The organism is Erythrobacter dokdonensis DSW-74 (assembly GCF_001677335.1).
Taxonomy (GTDB): Bacteria; Pseudomonadota; Alphaproteobacteria; order Sphingomonadales; family Sphingomonadaceae; genus Erythrobacter; species Erythrobacter dokdonensis.
The window spans coordinates 1-17,067 of the sequence record NZ_LZYB01000002.1; the positions used below are offsets into that span (position 1 = coordinate 1).

At 64.6% G+C, this 17,067-nt stretch carries 9 protein-coding genes and 1 pseudogene; 4 read left to right on the forward strand and 6 right to left on the reverse strand.

Translation table 11 applies throughout. The features are described 5' to 3' along the window. Positions 1 to 453 (reverse strand): annotated as a pseudogene (locus I603_RS03950) (hypothetical protein); the annotation flags it as partial. 120 nt (positions 454 to 573) lie between these two features. Between I603_RS03950 and queF the strand changes: the two are divergent. After that, a complete protein-coding gene (gene queF / locus I603_RS03955) occupies positions 574 to 1,047 on the forward strand; it encodes a preQ(1) synthase (RefSeq protein ID WP_068862555.1) in 474 nt (157 codons plus the stop codon). Between the two features lie 100 nt (positions 1,048 to 1,147). Here the strand turns inward: queF and I603_RS03960 are convergent, their stop codons facing one another. Then, on the reverse strand, positions 1,148 to 3,352 hold the full coding sequence (locus I603_RS03960) for a putative bifunctional diguanylate cyclase/phosphodiesterase (protein ID WP_086621879.1): 2,205 nt from the start codon (positions 3,350 to 3,352) through the stop codon (positions 1,148 to 1,150). Between the two features lie 323 nt (positions 3,353 to 3,675). Here I603_RS03960 and I603_RS03965 point away from each other — a divergent pair, with 323 nt between their 5' ends. From I603_RS03965 to I603_RS03975, 3 genes are all read left to right on the forward strand, one after another. Beyond that, positions 3,676 to 9,180, forward strand: coding sequence for an AMP-binding protein (locus I603_RS03965; RefSeq protein WP_068862556.1), 5,505 nt, complete (start codon positions 3,676 to 3,678; stop codon positions 9,178 to 9,180). A gap of 105 nt (positions 9,181 to 9,285) precedes the next feature. After that, complete coding sequence (locus I603_RS03970) at positions 9,286 to 12,978, forward strand: SDR family oxidoreductase (RefSeq protein WP_068862557.1); 3,693 nt, start codon at positions 9,286 to 9,288, stop codon at positions 12,976 to 12,978. A gap of 13 nt (positions 12,979 to 12,991) precedes the next feature. Next, complete coding sequence (locus I603_RS03975; RefSeq protein WP_068862558.1) at positions 12,992 to 13,918, forward strand: acetyl-CoA carboxylase carboxyltransferase subunit alpha; 927 nt, start codon at positions 12,992 to 12,994, stop codon at positions 13,916 to 13,918. 8 nt (positions 13,919 to 13,926) lie between these two features. Here I603_RS03975 and I603_RS03980 read toward each other — a convergent pair whose 3' ends face one another. The 4 genes from I603_RS03980 to I603_RS03995 all read right to left on the reverse strand — a co-directional run bounded on the left by I603_RS03980 (position 13,927) and on the right by I603_RS03995 (position 16,768). Next, positions 13,927 to 14,541: a hypothetical protein gene (locus I603_RS03980; RefSeq protein ID WP_068862559.1), complete on the reverse strand. Its 615-nt coding sequence runs from the start codon at positions 14,539 to 14,541 to the stop codon at positions 13,927 to 13,929. Between the two features lie 21 nt (positions 14,542 to 14,562). Continuing rightward, complete coding sequence (locus tag I603_RS03985; protein ID WP_068862560.1) at positions 14,563 to 14,997, reverse strand: hypothetical protein; 435 nt, start codon at positions 14,995 to 14,997, stop codon at positions 14,563 to 14,565. 361 nt (positions 14,998 to 15,358) lie between these two features. Next, complete coding sequence (locus I603_RS03990) at positions 15,359 to 15,718, reverse strand: hypothetical protein (RefSeq protein WP_068862561.1); 360 nt, start codon at positions 15,716 to 15,718, stop codon at positions 15,359 to 15,361. Positions 15,719 to 15,739: 21 nt separating this feature from the next. Continuing rightward, positions 15,740 to 16,768 (reverse strand): hypothetical protein, encoded by a 1,029-nt coding sequence (locus I603_RS03995; protein ID WP_068862562.1) that lies wholly within the window; start codon positions 16,766 to 16,768, stop codon positions 15,740 to 15,742. Positions 16,769 to 17,067: the final 299 nt, after the last annotated feature.

Genomic DNA, 17,067 nt, shown 5'->3' on the forward strand with positions numbered 1-17,067 from the left:
GCCGAAGCCGGGCTCGGGCGCGGGTGTGACGGCAGCTTCCTGTGCGGCAGGCGCGGCGGTGGTCGCAGTTGCCGCGGGCACGGGCGTTGCGGCGGCCGGAGGCGCCGGAGGCGGTGATGGCGGCGGCGTCGGCCCCGCTTGCGGAGAGGTTTGCCCGGGAGGCTGCGAGGACAATGTTGGCGGGGCCTCGGGCATCAGCACCGGCTCTGGCGCGATGCGCGGCGTCTGCTGGCTGCGCGGCGGGATCGGCACGCCCGCAAGTTCGTCGGCAGGACCCTCGGGTACGGGGGCGGGCGCAGCGGTGGGCGTGGAGCGCGGTTCGGGCAGGGTGAAGTTGCCGGGTGTCTGCTGCGCACTTGCTGTCGCAGCGAGTGCCGCGACGAACAGCGCAGGGGCCAGCGTGGCGGGCAGCATCGCGGGAAGGCGGAGCGGGAGGCTGGGTCGGGTCATCATGTTCGGATCGAAAGGGTCTGGCCGGCCAAAGGGCCGCTTGCCCGTTCTCATAGGGATGGCGCGGCCCGCCCGTCCAGTTCCCTGCTTGCGCGCATCCTCCTTTCAAGGCAACAGCGCGGCATGAACAGCACACCCGAAAAGCCAGATGTCCGTCCCCAGTTCCTTGGAAAGGACACCCCGCTGCCCTCCTCGCCGGAAGAGGCGGTGCTCGATTATGTTCCGAACCCGCGACCGGGCCTCACCTATCTGGTGCGCTTCGTGTCGCCCGAATTCACCTCGCTGTGTCCGGTGACGAACCAGCCCGATTTCGCGCATCTGGTGATCGACTATGTGCCGGGCGAGACGATTGTCGAGAGCAAGAGCCTGAAGCTGTTTCTCGGCAGTTTTCGCAACCACAACGGCTTTCACGAAGACGTGACGGTCGGGATCGGGGCGCGCCTGTTCGAGGAGATGCGCCCGCAGTGGCTGCGCATCGGCGGCTACTGGTATCCGCGCGGCGGGATTCCGATCGATGTGTTCTGGCAGTCCGGAACGCCGCCCGAAGGCCTGTGGCTGCCCGATCAGGGCGTCCCGCCCTATCGCGGGCGTGGCTAGGGCCGCAGACCCTGCCAGACCCCTCTTCGACCCCGTCCAGACCCCTTTCAGCCCCCCGTCAGACCCGCATTGCGGGCCTGTTTCACGTGAAACAGGCCGGTCAAACGCCGAGATCGAGCTGCACGAAGGCCGGCGCGCTCTTGTGCGCCTCGCGCCACTTGGCAAGCGGGAAGGCTCCGGCTCCCAGCGCCGCCAGCGGAATGCCCGCCTCGGCCAGCGAATAGGGCGAGATCCGGTGCCGGGTCATGAACCCGCCGCTGCCATCGCTGATCAGCGGGGTCTCGAACTTGAGGCCCTGGCTGTTCTCGGTGGCGTTGACCACCTTGCTCACCACGAGCTGTCCGTGTCCGAGATCGAGCACCACGTCGGTGCCGACCGGAACACCCGCCAGACCGTTGATGCGGGCGCCGGTCTTTGACAGGTTGCGCAGGATCACATCGTAGTAGTGGTCTTCGTGGATCAGGCCGACCTTGCGGAAGATCGAGATGCGGTCAGCCCGATGCCGCGGCGGCCCGCTGGGCGTGACCTGAATGCTGCCGTCGGCGAACCTGGCCAGAACGTCTTCCTGCGGGATTGCAGGTGAATAGACGAAGCCCTGCACCAGATCCGCGCCGCGTTCGCGGACCAGCGCAAGCTCGTCCATGGCTTCCACGCCCTCGGCGACGGTTTCCATGCCGAGCGCCTTCGCAAGCGCGACGATGGCGCTGATGATCGCCGGGTTGATATCCCCGTTTTCGGTGCAGCCACGCACGAAACTCTGGTCGATCTTCAGCTTGTTGAAATGACCGTTCTTCAGATAGCCGAGCGAGGAATAGCCGGTGCCGAAGTCATCGAGGGCCAATCGCACGCCGAGCTTCTTGAGCTCCTCGAACACGGCATCGACCACCTTGAGATCGCCCACAAAGACGGTTTCGGTGATTTCCAGTTCCAGGCGGTGCGGGGCAAGCCCCGATGCTTCGAGCGCGGCAGCGACGATCTTGCGGAAACCCGGACGCACGAACTGCTTGGCCGAGACATTGACCGCAACATGGATGGAATCGGGCCAGCGGACCGCATCGCTGCAGGCCTGTCGCAGGGCCATTTCGCCGATCCGGATGATCAGATCGTCACTTTCGGCAACCGGAATGAAATCGGCGGGCGAAATCGCTCCCTCGTCCCCGTCGACCCAGCGCAGCAAGGCCTCGAAGGACTTGACTTCGTTGGTAAGCGGATCGACGAGCGGCTGATAGGCAAGGTCGATTTCGTTGCGCTCAACCGCGTCGCGAAGCCGGTCGCCCAGCTCGGCGGTCTTGGAAGCCGCATCGCGCAGGTCGGTCGTGAAGAAGCAGAAGGTGCCGCCGCGGGCCTCCTTGGAAGCATAGAGAGCCATGTCAGCTGCGCGGGTGAGCTCGTCTGCATCCACCCCGTCATAGGGGGCGATGGCAATCCCCACCGAGGTGCCGATAATCGCGCGCCTTCCCTTGATCTGATAGGGCTGTGACAGCGACTGGACGATCCGGTTGGCAAGTTCGCCCAGTGTGCCGCGATCATCCATGTCCGGCAGCAGCACCTGAAATTCGTCCCCGCCAAGGCGACCCACTTCGCCGCCGTCCCTGACGATGCCCTTCAGGCGTTCGGCTACCTGCCTTAGCAGTTCGTCGCCAGCCTGGTGACCCATGGTGTCGTTGACATGTTTGAAGCGGTCGAGATCGAGCATCATCAGCGCGCAGCTGCGCTGGCTCGCGCGGAACGCTGAAAGCGTTGTCGTGAGCCGGTCCGTCAGCTTGCGGCGATTGGCGAGACCGGTCAGCTCGTCGACCTGCGATTGCAGGGCGACCTGCATTTCATGCTCGTACTGGCTGGTGATGTCGATCGCGCTGCCGCGATAGCCCAGGAAGTTTCCCCTCTTGTCCATCATCGGTCGCCCGTTCAGTCGCCACCAGCGCGTGCGCGCCTCGCTGTCGCGCCTTCTGGCGGCTTTCACCGCGATGATATGCTCATCGATCTTGGAGCGGGCGTTGAGCTTGAAGCCGATCGCGCGCTGCTGTGTCGCGCCGATTTCGGGATCGCTGTCGCAGAACACCTGTGGCAGGGGCTTGCCCAACAGTTCTTCGCTTCCCTCCCCCAGCTCGTCGAGGGCGCGCTGCGAAAGGAAGGTCAACCGGCCTTCTGCATCGGTCGCCCAGAACATGCCGATGCCGAGTGCCTCGACATCGTTCAGCACGGCGATACGGCTTGACCGCGATGCGGTATCCCCAGGCCCGCGCCTGGCCGGGCCCTGCCGCCCGACCTGCTGCTTGACCGATTTCAGAAAGCCCATTGCCATGTGATTTCCCCGGGACGACGTTCGGACAGTCAAACGCCTGGTCCCAGACCATCGCTCCCCTGTCCGACCGGCTCGCCTGTGTCGCGCAAGTGCTTGTGATAGCTGGCGGCGATTGAAAAAGCGTTACGTGCGCGCAACCGCTCACAATCCGTCGACAGGGCTCTTTTGCCTCTGGAACGGATCCGGCGGTGCCGCGTTATGGAATGGAAGGTTACGCTGGCACATTATTGCCGTGAGGCAATTTCCGGCGTAATTTTTTTGCATTACTGCGGCCCGCGGGGGTGGTGCACGCGGATTTCTCACGTGTTGGGGGGGAGAAGATCATGCCTGAAGCTGCTACGGTCACAGCCGGAGCCGATGCTGCGGTCAATCGTGTCCGGACCCGTGCGGAGTGGGAAGCCATGCGAGCAGCGGCTCTGGCAGATCCGGGCGCCTTTCATGGCGATATCGCCGCGCGCAACATGCACTGGTTTGTCGCCGTTTGCGGTACGCAAGGCGCCTGGCTGGCGAAGGCTGAAGACGGGCGCTGGCATGGCTGGGATGCGGCCACCGCAGCGCCGGTCAGCCCTGATCTGCCTGCGGATTTCACGCCGTGGCATACCGGTTTCGACGGCTCCAATCCGCCGCACTGGCGCTGGTTCGTGGGCGGGCGCACCAATGCCGCCTTTTCCGAACTCGACCGCCACGTGCTCGCCGGCCACGGCGATGAAGCCGCGCTGATCTTCGAGGGTGACCGCTGGGACATGTCGGCGATGGGCGGCAAGGGCGCGCCGATCGACTGCTTTACCGTCACCCGCAAGCAGTTGCTGCTCGAAGTGGCGAAGTGCGCGGTCGCGCTTGAGCAGCTGGGCCTGAAGCCGGGCGACCGCATGGCATTGAACATGCCCAGCATCGTACCGCAGATCTACTGGACCGAAGCGGCCAAGCGCATGGGCGTGGTCTACACGGCGGTGTTCGGCGGCTTTTCCGACAAGACCCTGTCCGACCGTATCGCCGACACGGCAGCACGGGTCATCGTCACGAGTGACGGGTCCTATCGCAACGCGCAGGTCGCCGCCTTCAAGAACGCCTATACCGACCCTGCACTCGACAACTTCGTGCCGGTGACAACCGCGCTCGAAATCCTCGGCGGGCTCGATCTCGAGCTCCCGCAAGCGGATCACGATACCATCCTCGCCGCCGTGCGCGAGGCGCTTGCCGGAGAGATCACGGTCGATCGGTCGGACGTGATGCGCGGCGTGGGCCGGGCGCTGATCCAGCTTGGCAGCGATGGCCGTATCACCAGCGCCGATGCCGCCCGCGTGCGGATAGCGATTGCCTCCAGCCTCGTCACCCTGCCGCCGCGCGTGGAGGCGGTGATCGTCTGCCGTCACACCAACCAGCCCGACATGATCTGGCGCGAGGAACGCGACCGCTGGAGCCATGAACTGACCGACGCGGCGCTTGTCACCGTGCTCGAAAAGGCGCGCGATGCTGGCTTTGCGGTTCACACTGCCGATGATCTCCTGGCGCTGCCCGATGCCGATTTCGTGCGCGCGATTTGGGCTTCGTCCAAGCCCATGCCGGTCGATGCCGATTACCCGATGTTCTTCATCTACACCTCGGGTTCGACCGGCAAGCCCAAGGGCATCGTCCACAGCCACGGCTATGCCGCGGGCGTGGCCGAAACCATGGCAGCCAGCTTCGACGCGCGGCCGGGCGATGTGCTTTACGTGGTGGCCGATCCCGGCTGGATCACCGGCCAGAGCTACCTCATCTGTGCGCCGCTGATGACGCGGGTGACGAGCCTCGTGTCCGAAGGCTCGCCGGTCTTCCCGCATGCAGGCCGCTTCGCCTCTATGATCGAGCGGCACAAGGTCGCGATCTTCAAGGCCGGGGTGACCTTCCTCAAATCGGTGATGAGCGATCCCGACAACCTGGCCGATCTCCAGCGCTATGACATGAGCGGCTTGCGCGTTGCGACCTTCTGCGCTGAGCCGGTTTCGCCGTCCGTGCAGGCCTTCGGGATGGAGCACGTCACGCCCCGCTATATCAATTCGTACTGGGCGACCGAGCACGGCGGGATCGCCTGGACGCACATGTTCGGCAATGACGATTTCCCGCTGCGTCCTGATGCCCACGCCTATCCGCTGCCGTGGATCGTCGGCGATGTCTGGGTCGAGGACGCGGATGGCGCTCCGGCGGATGTGCCCTTCGCCCGCAGCGATGCCGGCGGGGTGCCGTGGCGACGCGCGCAAACCGGCGAAAAGGGCGAAATCGTCATCGCCGCGCCCTATCCCTATCTCGCCCGCACCATCTGGGGCGATATCGCGGGCTTCAAGGTCGAAGATGGCCGGGTCGATCCCTCGTGGCGCGGCGATGCAGCACGCTGGGAAGAGGGCTATTGGAAGCGCTGGAAGGGCGCCTGGGCCTATACCCAGGGCGACTTCGCCATCCAGCATCCGGACGGCTCCTTCTCGCTGCACGGCCGCTCTGACGACGTCATCAACGTTTCGGGCCACCGCATGGGAACGGAAGAAATCGAGGGTGCCGTGCTGCGGGACAAGGCGCTCGCTCCGGACTCGCCGGTCGGCAACGTGCTGGTGGTCGGCGCGCCGCACCGCGAGAAGGGGCTGACCCCGCTCGCCTTCGTCGTGCCGGTGGCGGGCCGCAAACTCACCATCGAGGACAAGCGCCGCCTGTTCGATCTGGTCCGCGCCGAAAAGGGCGCGGTCGCGGTTCCCGCTGACTTCATCGAGGTTTCGCAATTCCCGGAAACCCGCTCGGGCAAGTACATGCGCCGGATGGTGCGCGCGCTGGTGGTGGGCGAGGATGTGGGCGACGTGACCACGCTGCGCAATCCCGAGGCGCTCGAAGAATTGCGCACTGTCATCGCCGAGTGGCAGCGGAAGCAGCGGCTTTCGGACGAGCAGGCGCTGTTCGACCGGCATCGCTACTTCCTCGTGCAGTACAACACGGTAATGCCGGGCAAGCAGGTTGCGACCGTCACCATTACCAACCCCCCGGTCAATGCGCTCAACGAACGCGCGATCGACGAGCTGGTGCTGGTCACCGATTATCTCGCGCGCGACGATAATGTGGTCGCGGTGGTGTTCACCGGCCAGGGCACTTCGTCCTTCGTCGCGGGCGCGGATATCCGCCAGATGCTCGAGGAAATTCACTCGGTCGAAGAGGCGATGGTATTGCCCAACAACGCGCACCTCGCCTTCCGCACTATCGAGCGCATGGGCAAGCCCTGCATTGCGGCGGTGCAGGGTGTGGCGCTGGGCGGGGGCATGGAATTCGCGCTCGCCTGCCATTACCGCGTGGCCGAACCGACCGCGCGTTTCGGCCAGCCCGAAATCCGCCTGCGCCTGCTGCCCGGATACGGCGGCACCCAGCGCCTGCCGCGCCTGCTGCTCGACCGGCGCGGCGAAGAGGGCGTGCGCGATGCGATGGACCTGATCCTGGGCGGGCGCAGCATAGATGCCGATCAGGCCAGCGCCGTCGGTGTGATCGATGAACTGGTCAGCGGCGCGCATGATGCGCTCTCGCAGGCCCATGCCGCGGTGCGTGACTATGTGCGCTACGGCGCGGATTCCGCGCTGGGCAAGGCCTTTGCCGAGCGGCAGGCGGCGGTCACCCGCTGGGACGATGCGGCCAATGTCTCGCTCGACCGGGTGATGGAGGACGATTTCCTCCAGCGCATCCTGCGCCAGCTCGACTGGGCCGGGCGCGGACAGGCGGGCGCCCGTGCGCTCGAAGCCGTGCGGACCGGACTCGAACAGGGCATCACCGCAGGCCTCGCGCGCGAGGCGCGGCTGTTTGCCGAAGCCATCGTCGATCCTGAAGGCGGCAAGACCGGTATCCGGCAATTCATCGACAAGGTCGCCGCGCCGCTGCCCGTCCGGCGTGATGGCGTGTGGATCGATGCCGAGCACGAAATGCGCGCGCAGGCGTTGGAAGCGGAGGGCGATCTGCTGCCCGTCGGCGCGCCGTTCTACCCCGGCGTCACCCCGATCCCGCCTTACCAATATGCCTTCGGCATTGCCCGCGATCCCGATACCGGCCAGCCCCGCTTCGGCCCGCCCGCGAGCCACGAAAAGGAGCTGATCGTGAAGGTGCCGGAGCCCGCGCCCAACGAGGCGCTGCTGTACATGCTGACCAGCGAGGTCAACTTTAACGACATCTGGGCGCTGACCGGCATCCCGGTTTCGCCCTTCGATGCGCATGAGGAAGACGTGCAGATCACCGGATCGGGCGGGATTGCGCTGGTCGCGGCGCTCGGCTCGGAAACCCGCGCGCAAGGGCGGATCAAGGTCGGCGATCTGGTGACGGTTTACTCGGGGACCAATGACCTGCTTTCCCCGCAGGTCGGCAATGACCCGATGTATGCTGATTTCTCCATTCAGGGCTACGAGACCGAAACCGGCAGCCACGCGCAGTTCCTGACTGTGCAGGCCCCGCAAATGCACAAGGTGCCGCCTGACCTGACGCTGGAGCAGGCCGGCAGCTATGTTCTCAACCTCGGCACGATTGCCCGCTGCCTGTTCACCACCTTGCAGATCGCGCCGGGGCGGACGCTGTTCGTCGAGGGCGCGGCGACGGGGACGGGACTGGATGCGCTGCGTTCCTCGGTGCGCACGGGCTTGCAGGTGACGGGGCTGGTGTCGTCGCAGGATCGGGCGGACTTCATCACGCAGGTGCAGGGCGCGATGGGTGCGATCAACCGCAAGGATCCCCGCTTTGCCGAGCTCTACACCGCGGTACCCGAAGACAAGGCATCGGCGCAGGCCTGGGAAGCCGCGGGCGCACCGCTGATCGAGGAATACAAGGCGCTGAACGGCGGCAAGCTGGCCGATTACGTCGTCAGCCACGCAGGCGAGACGGCCTTTCCGCGCTCGTTCCAGCTGCTTGCGGAGAACGGCACGCTGGCCTTCTACGGTGCCTCGTCGGGCTATCACTTCAGCTTTATGGGCAAGAGCGGATCGGCCACGCCCGAAGAAATGCTCCGGCGCGCCGCGCTCAGGGGCGGAGAGGCAGTGCTGATCTTCTACGGGCCCGGTTCGTCCGAATTGCTCGACGAAACCGGGCTCGAGATGATCGAGGCTGCGCGCCTGTTCAACGCCCGCAGCGTCATCGCTACCACCACCGATGGCCAGCGCGAGTTTCTGCAATCGCTTGGCCTGGAGGATGCGATCGAAGGGATCGTTTCCCTCGAAGCGATCCGGCGGCGCGAGGGCGCGAACTTCCACTGGCCCGACACCATGCCGCGCCTGCCCGATGCCAAGGCCGATATTGAGGTCTTCAAGGCCGCGGTGCGCGATTATCAGGACCGGGTGATGAAGCCCTTCGGTTCGGCGGTGGGCAAGATCCTGCGCTCGCCCGACAATCCGCGCGGCAGCCCCGATCTGGTGTTCGAGCGTGCCGGGCAGGACACGCTCGGCATCTCGACCTCGCTGGTGAAGCCCTTCACGGGCCGCGTGATCTTTGCCGAGGACCTCTCCGGCTGCCGCTTCACCTTCTACGCCCCGCAGGTGTGGACCCGGCAGCGCCGCATCTACATGCCCACGGCCAACATCTTCGGCACGCACCTGTGCAACGCTTTCGAGGTGGCGCGGATGAACGACATGATCGCGGCCGGCCTGCTCGAAGTGACCGAGCCGCTGGTGGTGCCATGGGACGGCTTGCCCGAAGCGCATCAGGCGATGTGGGAGAACCGGCACACCGGCTCGACCTACGTCGTCAACCACGCTCTGCCCGAACTGGGGCTCAGGAGCCGCGACGCGCTGCTCGAGGCTTGGGCAGCCCATGAGACGGCGCGATCCGGCGGGGAACCTGAAGGCTGATCCGCGCGTTGCAATAATTGAAACGTTCTTCCCTCTCCTCCCCAGAGAATGAACGAAACGCAAAGCGAAGCCCTGCTTCGTGGTAATTCTGTGAGGAGAGAGCTTATGGCCAAATCGAAAGCTGCTGCCGCCGCGCCCGCCTTGCAGGGCGATGTTCCGGGCCGTCTGGCTGGGAAAATCGCGGTCGTCACCGGCGCTGCAGGCAATCTCGGCGGGCATATCGTCACGCACTATCTTGCAGAGGGTGCAACCGTAGTGATGACGGGCCGCACGCCCGATCGCACCAAGGCGGCTGCTGATGCGCTGCTCAAGTCGACTGGCGCAGATCCGTCGCGGCTTGCCACGGTCGCCTTGGACGGCGGAGACATAGCATCGGTGCGCGCCGCGATTGCCGAGGTGGTGCAGAAATTCGGCCGGATCGATATCCTCGTCAACAACGCCGGAAGCGCCGGGCCGAAGCAGCCGATCGAGAACCTGCCGCTCTCGCCGGAAGAACTGGCGGCGCTGCAGAAGACCGGCAGCACCGACAGCGAGACTGTCGCCGATGCTTTGCGCAACATTTTCGGAGTCGCATGGAATGTCGCGCGGGTGGCTGCGCCGCATATTCCGGAAGGCGGTTCGATCATCAACGTGTCGACCATCTTCAGCCGCACGCCCTATTACGCGCGCGCTGCCTACGTCGTCCCCAAAGCGGCAATGAATGCGTGGAGCCGCGAGCTGAGCCTTGAGCTCGGGCCTAAAGGCATCCGCGTGAACCTCGTCTATCCCGGCCCGATCGAGAGCGAGCGCATCCGCTCTGTCTTTGCCGCGATGGATGCAGCGCGCGGGGACGAGGCAGGCACCACTGCCACACAGTTCTTCGACATGATGAGCCTTGAACGGGCCACCGGCGGGAACGAGAAGGCCAAGACCTTCCCCACGCCCGAGGACATCGCCACCACCTGCGTATTCCTCGGCTCGGATGAAAGCGCGGCCTACAACGGCCACGATTTCGAAGTCACCCACGGCATGAGTGTGAGGAAGGAGCAGCGCTCGACCTATCTTGCGCGGCCGACCATGCGCTCGATGGACGGCACGGGTTTGGCCGTGCTGATCGCGGCGGGCGATGACTGGGAGGAAGCGCTGGAAATCGCGCAGGTGCAGCTGGCCTGCGGGGCGCAGGTGGTGCTCGGCCTGCCCCGCGCTGCCGATGTTGCCATTGCCGAGAAGCGCTGCAAGGCGCTGGGCCTTACCGAAGGCCTCTCGATCATCCGCTTCAGCCGCAAGGATCCGGCGGCAATGGAAGCCGCGCTCGAGGAATATACCAGGGGCGGCACGCCGATCAGCGGCGCGCTGTTCATGCCTGCGCTGGGTGCGGGCGAGCTTTCGGGCGCCGTCACCGAGGCGGAGGACAATGCAGTTGAGGCTCTGATGGATGCCGAACTTGCGGGCAACATGGCCCTGGCGCGGACAATGAGCCGCTACTGGAAGCGCCACGACAACCTGCTGCAGCCGCCGCGCTTCGTGTTCGTCAGCCATGCGAGCGACGGGAAGGGCGATATCTATGGTCACATCCTGCGCGCCGCCACGGAACAGTTGATCCGCATCTGGCGCGACGAATCCGAAATCGACACCGCCCATGGTCGCCGCCGACAGGCCGAGTGGGGCAACCAGATCGTGCGCTTCACCAACACCGAGGCGGAGAACATCCGCTTCACCGCGGGTCACGCGGCGCGCATCCTGCTGAAGGAAAGCAAGCTCGGAGAGATCACGCTCTACGTGCCCGCCAATATCGGCGAGGCGACCGGGGCGAGGAAGGCCATGCCGGGCTTCTCCGAGAACATCACCGGGCTGCACTTGGGCAAGGTGGCGCTGATTACCGGCGGGTCGGCGGGCATCGGCGGGCAGGTCGCGCGCCTGCTGGCGCTCGCGGGCGGCAAGGTGATGATGGTCGCCCGCCGTGAAAGCGAGCTGGCGGTGGCGCGGGCGCGGATCGTCTCGGAGCTGGAGGACATCGGTTTCGCCGGGGTCGAGCGCCGCGTGCAGACCCTAGCCAACGTCGATGTCAGCAACTTTGAATCCCTCAAAGGCGCGGTCGACGCGACGCTCAAGGCCTTCGGGCGGATCGACTACCTCATCAATAACGCAGGCGTGGCCGGCGCGGAGGACATGGTTGTCGACATGGGCGTGGATGCGTGGGACTACACGCTCGATGCGAACCTCGTGTCGAACTACTTCCTGATGCACCACGTCGCGCCGCTGATGAAGGCGCAGGGATCGGGATATATCCTCAATGTCTCGTCCTATTTCGGCGGAGAGAAGTATCTTGCCGTCGCCTATCCCAACCGCGCGGATTACGCCGTGTCCAAGGCCGGGCAGCGCGCGATGGTGGAGAGCATGGCGCGCTATCTGGGGCCGGAGGTGCAGTTCAACGCGATCGCGCCGGGGCCGGTGGATGGCGACCGCCTCTCGGGCACGGGCGGCAAGCCCGGCCTGTTCGAGCGGCGCGGGAAGCTGATTCTCGAAAACAAGCGTTTGAACGCCGTCCACGCCGCCGCGATCAAGGCGATCCGGCGCGGGGTGCGGGTCGAGGCAGTGCTGGCGCGGCTCGCGCGCAACGATACCGTCAAGATGAGCCACGACACCAACAACCCGCGCGAGTTGCGTGAACTCGCGCTGGCCTGCGCGCGCGAGGGGGACGGCACCTGTACCTGGGACCAGTATCTCCTGACCCCGCAGATCGCTGCCGCGCTGGTCAGCCGCTTGCGTCAGGCGGGTCTGTTCCTCGATGCGCCCGAATGGTCCGAACGTCCGGTAACCGAAGACGGCGACTGGCTGCTGCGCGTGCCGCCGGAGGACGCGCCTTTCCTTCCCGCCGACAAGATCGCGGCCGAAGCCAAGAAGGTCGGCGGCGGGGTGCTGTCCAAGCTCTATCTCGGCAAGATGCCGACCGAGCATGACGTGGCGCAGGCGACGGTGTTCTTCCTCGCGGACCGCGCTGTGTCGGGTGAAACCTTCATGCCTTCGGGCGGCCTCAGCGTGGAGCGCTCGACCACCGAGCGCGAGCTGTTCGGCAGTCCCAAGCAGGAGCGGCTCGACCAGATGCGGGGCAAGACAGTGTGGATTATCGGCGAACACCTCGTCGATTACCTCGCCGAAACCGCGCGCGCCTTCATCGAGGATTGCCATGCCGCCAACGTGGTGCTGATCACCCGCACCGCCGAAGGTTTCGATGCCGTCGAGGCGCAACTCGACGAGGACGTCGCGCAGTCGCTGACCTCGCTGGTTGTTTCGAGCGATATCGAGGCGGCGATGGACGAGGCGCTCAGCCAGTGGGGCAGGCCGACCACGATCCTCTCCACGCCGTTCACCGCACTGCCGGGCAAGCTGTTCGAAGCGCAAGACCCGCTGACGCCGGACGAATTCCGCGAAGTTGTGGCCGACAATCTCACCCACCACTTCCGCGTCTCGCGCCGCGCCTCGCTTTATGATGATTGCCAGCTGGTGCTGACCAGTCCCGACGTGGCCATGGGCGACAAGTCCCCGGCCTTCGCGCTGGCGAACTTCATCAAGACGACGCTCCACGCCTTCACCGCGACGCTGGCGGTCGAAAACGAACGTCTGGTTCACGATGTGCCGGTCAACCAGATCAACCTCACCCGCCGGGTGCAGTCGGAGGAGCCACGCGATCTCGACGAGCATCTTGAAGAGGTGCGGCGCTTTGCCCGCGCTGTGCTGCTGGTCGGCGCGCCGCTGCCGGACGCCGAAGATTCGCGTTATCGCGCGCGGATCTATCGCGGCATGTCGATGACGGTGTGATACAGGGTCAGGAATGATCCAGTATCTGCCCTTCGAAAAGCCGATCGAGGCGCTCGACAAGCATGTGGCGGACCTTGCCGCCCATGCCGAGGGTACCGAGGAAGCGCGGATGCTGCGCGAGCGGGCGGACAAGCTGCTGGCGGACACCTATGCGCGCCTCTCTCCATGGGAGCGCACGCTGGTGGCCCGCCATCCGCAGCGTCCACGGTTCGAGCGGTTGGTGGCCGGGCTGTTCTCCGAATTCATCCCCATCGCGGGCGACCGCACCTTTGGCGATGATCAGGCGATCATCGGCGGCTTTGCGTGCTTTGAAGGGCGCAAGGTGATGGTGATCGGCCACGTGAAGGGCGAAGACACGCCGGGGCGGCTCAAGCACAATTTCGGCATGGCGCGGCCCGAAGGTTATCGCAAGGCGATCCGGCTGATGGAACTGGCCGACCGGTTTGGGCTGCCGGTGGTGACGCTGGTCGATACCCCCGGCGCCTTCCCGGGCATCGATGCCGAGGCGAGAGGGCAGGCCGAGGCTATCGCCCGCTCGACCGAGGCCTGTCTCGGCTTGAGCGTTCCGCTGATCGCGGTGATCATCGGCGAGGGCGGATCGGGAGGCGCGGTGGCGCTTGCCGCGGCGAACCGCGTGCTGATGTTCGAACACGCGGTTTATTCGGTAATCTCGCCCGAAGGTTGTGCATCGATCCTGTGGCGCAGCGCCGCGCAAGGCCCGGCCGCTGCCGAGGCGATGAAGGTGACGGCGGGCGATCTGCTCAAACTCGGCGTGATCCACCGCATTGTCTACGAACCGCGCGGGGGCGCGCACCGCGATGCCGAGGAGACGGTGAAGCGCCTGACGCTGGCGCTGCGGGCGGAGCTGGATGCGCTATCGGCCATGTCACCGGCCGAGTTGCGCAACGAGCGTGAGGAATTCTTTCTCAGGCTCGGGTGAGACCCGTTTCAGGGGGCGGGGCGCACACCCTGGGTCACGATTGCCGTGTGGCTGTTCCCCGTTTGGCTGACGCTCGAAACGTGGGCATCACCGAACTGGCCCACGATAGCCGAGTTGCCTTGCCCGCCGGCCTGGGAAATCGTGCTCTGCGCGCCGTCGGCGATCTGGTCGAGATCTATGTCATTGCCCGACGCACTAAGAAAGCTCTGCTGAGAAATCGTGCTGACGTTGTCATTGCCCTGCTGGAGGACATTGGCGCGGTTATTGTCCGAATTGAAGCCCTGGTTGGTGGTGCTGGAGTTCCGGTTACCGGTCTGGATGAGCACGAAATTATTGAGCGTGGCGACGGCCGAAGTCCCCTGGTTGACCAGATTGCTGTTCGTGTTGCCGGTCTGGGTAACGGAAACCGCCCCTGTGCCATCGGCCCGCTGATTGACTGTGGAGATGTTGCTGTCGCCGATCTGGTTGACGAACGCCGTGGCCTGCCCGCTGAAGAAGGGTAGCCCTCCCTGGTCGATCAGGGACACGTTGTCGCCGCCCGTCTGGGTGTTTTCGGCGATATTCGCGTCGTCGATCTGAAGGATCGTCGAGGTGTTGCCGCTCCCAGCGTCCTGCAGGATCACCGCGCGGTTGGTGCTGGCACCCTAGCTGTTCTGGGTAATGGTCGCGCTGTTCGTGTCGGCGAGCGTGCCCTGCGTGATCGTCGCGCTATCCTCGAAAGCACCTTGGGCCTGCGTGATGAAAGCGGTGCTGTTCGTCCCCGACTGGGTGCTGGTCGCGGTGTTGCTGCCCCGCGCGCTGCGCTGGTCCACCCTTGACAGGTTGCCGGATCCCGACTGAGTCACTGTGGCCGTGTCATCGCCGTTGACCGAGGACTGGTCGATATCGGCTGCGTTTCCGGAGCCGTTCTGACCGACCGTGGCGGTATTGCCACTGGTGGTCTGGCCGATCACGGCGCAATTGCCCTGCGCGCCGGTGCATTCTGCAGGCGGGAGCGGCGGCATGGCGACCTGCGCAGCAAGAGGCGCTGCGATCCCCAGTGCCAGGATCGATAAGCCTGCCTGAACGCTTTTGTTCATTGTCCCCGTCCCTTCCCGCAAGGATTGCGTGTCAGGTGCAGGTTCTGGCCTTTTGCTTCGACAAGTCAATGCCTTGTGCACAGCATTTTTCCGGGGATGTATTGCGGAAGTGCCCGGGGAAATTGTGGGACGTAACAACAGCTTGGACTAGCGCGACCGATTTTCAACGGCTTAAGGGCGCTTTAGGGCCAAGATGATTGGACAAAAAATCACAAAAAGCTGGATGATCCTTCGCCTAGGTCAGAACAGCTTGGACAATCTTTCAAGCAGCCGCGTTATGCAAGCTGACCGACGGGGAAATTAGCACGCAGTCGTCGCGTCGAACCGGCCGCTGGAACTTCATATCAGACAGATCCCCAAGTCATAACGACCCTGTGAGGACAGCACCCACGATGATTGCTATACTGATCCATGACCAGGGCGAGGCCCAGAGGGATTTCGGCACGGGATGGGTTGCCACCGCCGTCTCGAGGCGCGCGATGCCTTGCACCAAAAGTGCTTGCTGCTGATGGAGTTCGGCCATGGCGGACACGAGCCGCGGATCGCCGGTGAGGTCCAGACAATCTTCGACGAGCAGCACCGCGTCCGCCAGCGCACCTTGCGCGGCCTTTACGCGGGGAAGGTCGAGCGGACGGGCCTGCACGGCAGCGATGGCTTCCGCGTGGCGGCTGCTGGCAAGCGTCAGCATCTCGCTGACGTGAGTAAAGGCAGGATCAATCATAAGGTCCTCTAGCGTCTACGCTCAGGCCGCAAGCGCCAGTTTATCCGTCTCCCAGTGGTCGCGGAGCGCTGCGAGCGTGGCGCGCATCTCGGCATCGGGCGTGTCGCGTTTCCAGCGGTTGGCGAACCAGCAGACAAGCTGGATATTGCCGCGAACGTAGCCTTTCTTGCTGTCAATGCGGTCGGGCGAAACGGCGAATTCGCCGCCGGACCCGTAACGCTGCATGGTCATGCCCGTCAGGGCGCAGCGCCGGTCTGGGTTGTTCCGAAGCAGTTCCTCGATGTAGCGCTGCAGCTCGGCTTCGCTCATGTCCGTGTCCTTCGCCTTTACGGTGGTTTGCACACTCTGCCCGTTGGCACCGCGAACAGTCTGCATGATCGCTCGGGCGATTGCGGATGCCTCGTCGGGATTTTCACTGTCGCGCTTGATCTGCTCGTCATTATCTGGCCGAGGACGCCAGCCCCGTTCCTTCGCGGCTTTCTGCCATTCGGGATCTGCGTAGTATTCCGCAAGGACGTTGTCGTCGCCGTCGATCAAGGCGCGAAAGAACGGCTCTGAGGCCCTTGCTTTGTCGAAGGTCTTGCGCGCGGAGACGATCTGGACCGCTCGCGGATGCAGGTTGTTGAGCGGGCGTCCGCGCCGGTCCTGATCCGACCAGCCACTCGTTTGTCGATACATGTGGACGATGGGTTGCTCGCCGGTCCGCTCGGGGACGTGCGTTTCAGCAGGCTCCCACTTGAGCGCCGGTTCGTCTATAAGTTCAGTCCACCACAACTGGCCATTGGAATACGTCGTCCAGATCGCCCCCTTGGGCGATTGTTTCAATTCAAGGTCGTAACCTCGGCCCCTGCGACAAGCCCTCATGTCCACAGGCTTAAGGTTTGTATCAAGCCCACCTCGCATCTTGAGCCAGAAGGCGTTTTCGTCCGCGTCGGCCTCGATAAGCGGGATCAGATCTGCATATGTCCAGACGATCATTCGCTTTTTCGCGATAGCCGTATGGAGCAGCTTGTTACCTTCGCCAACGTTGGCGCGATAGATGACAGACATGCGTGTGCTTTCTCATTCCAGTTGCTATGATGCATCACTTGTCATACATTTGATATGTACGCTGGGTGAATGTAATACACGCGATGACGCAGTGCTCGCGCGACCATCAAGAAAGGTAAGCCAGTGCCCGACCGGAAAGAATTGATCTCCTTGCGCCTGTCCAGCGAGGAGAAAGCCATTTTGAGCGAGCTTGCTGATGCCGACATGCGACCGCTTTCGGCCTACATTCGAGTACTACTGATGGAAGCCGTCCCAGAGGAGCGGAAACGCCTCAAGATCCAACCCAAGGCGAGTTAGAT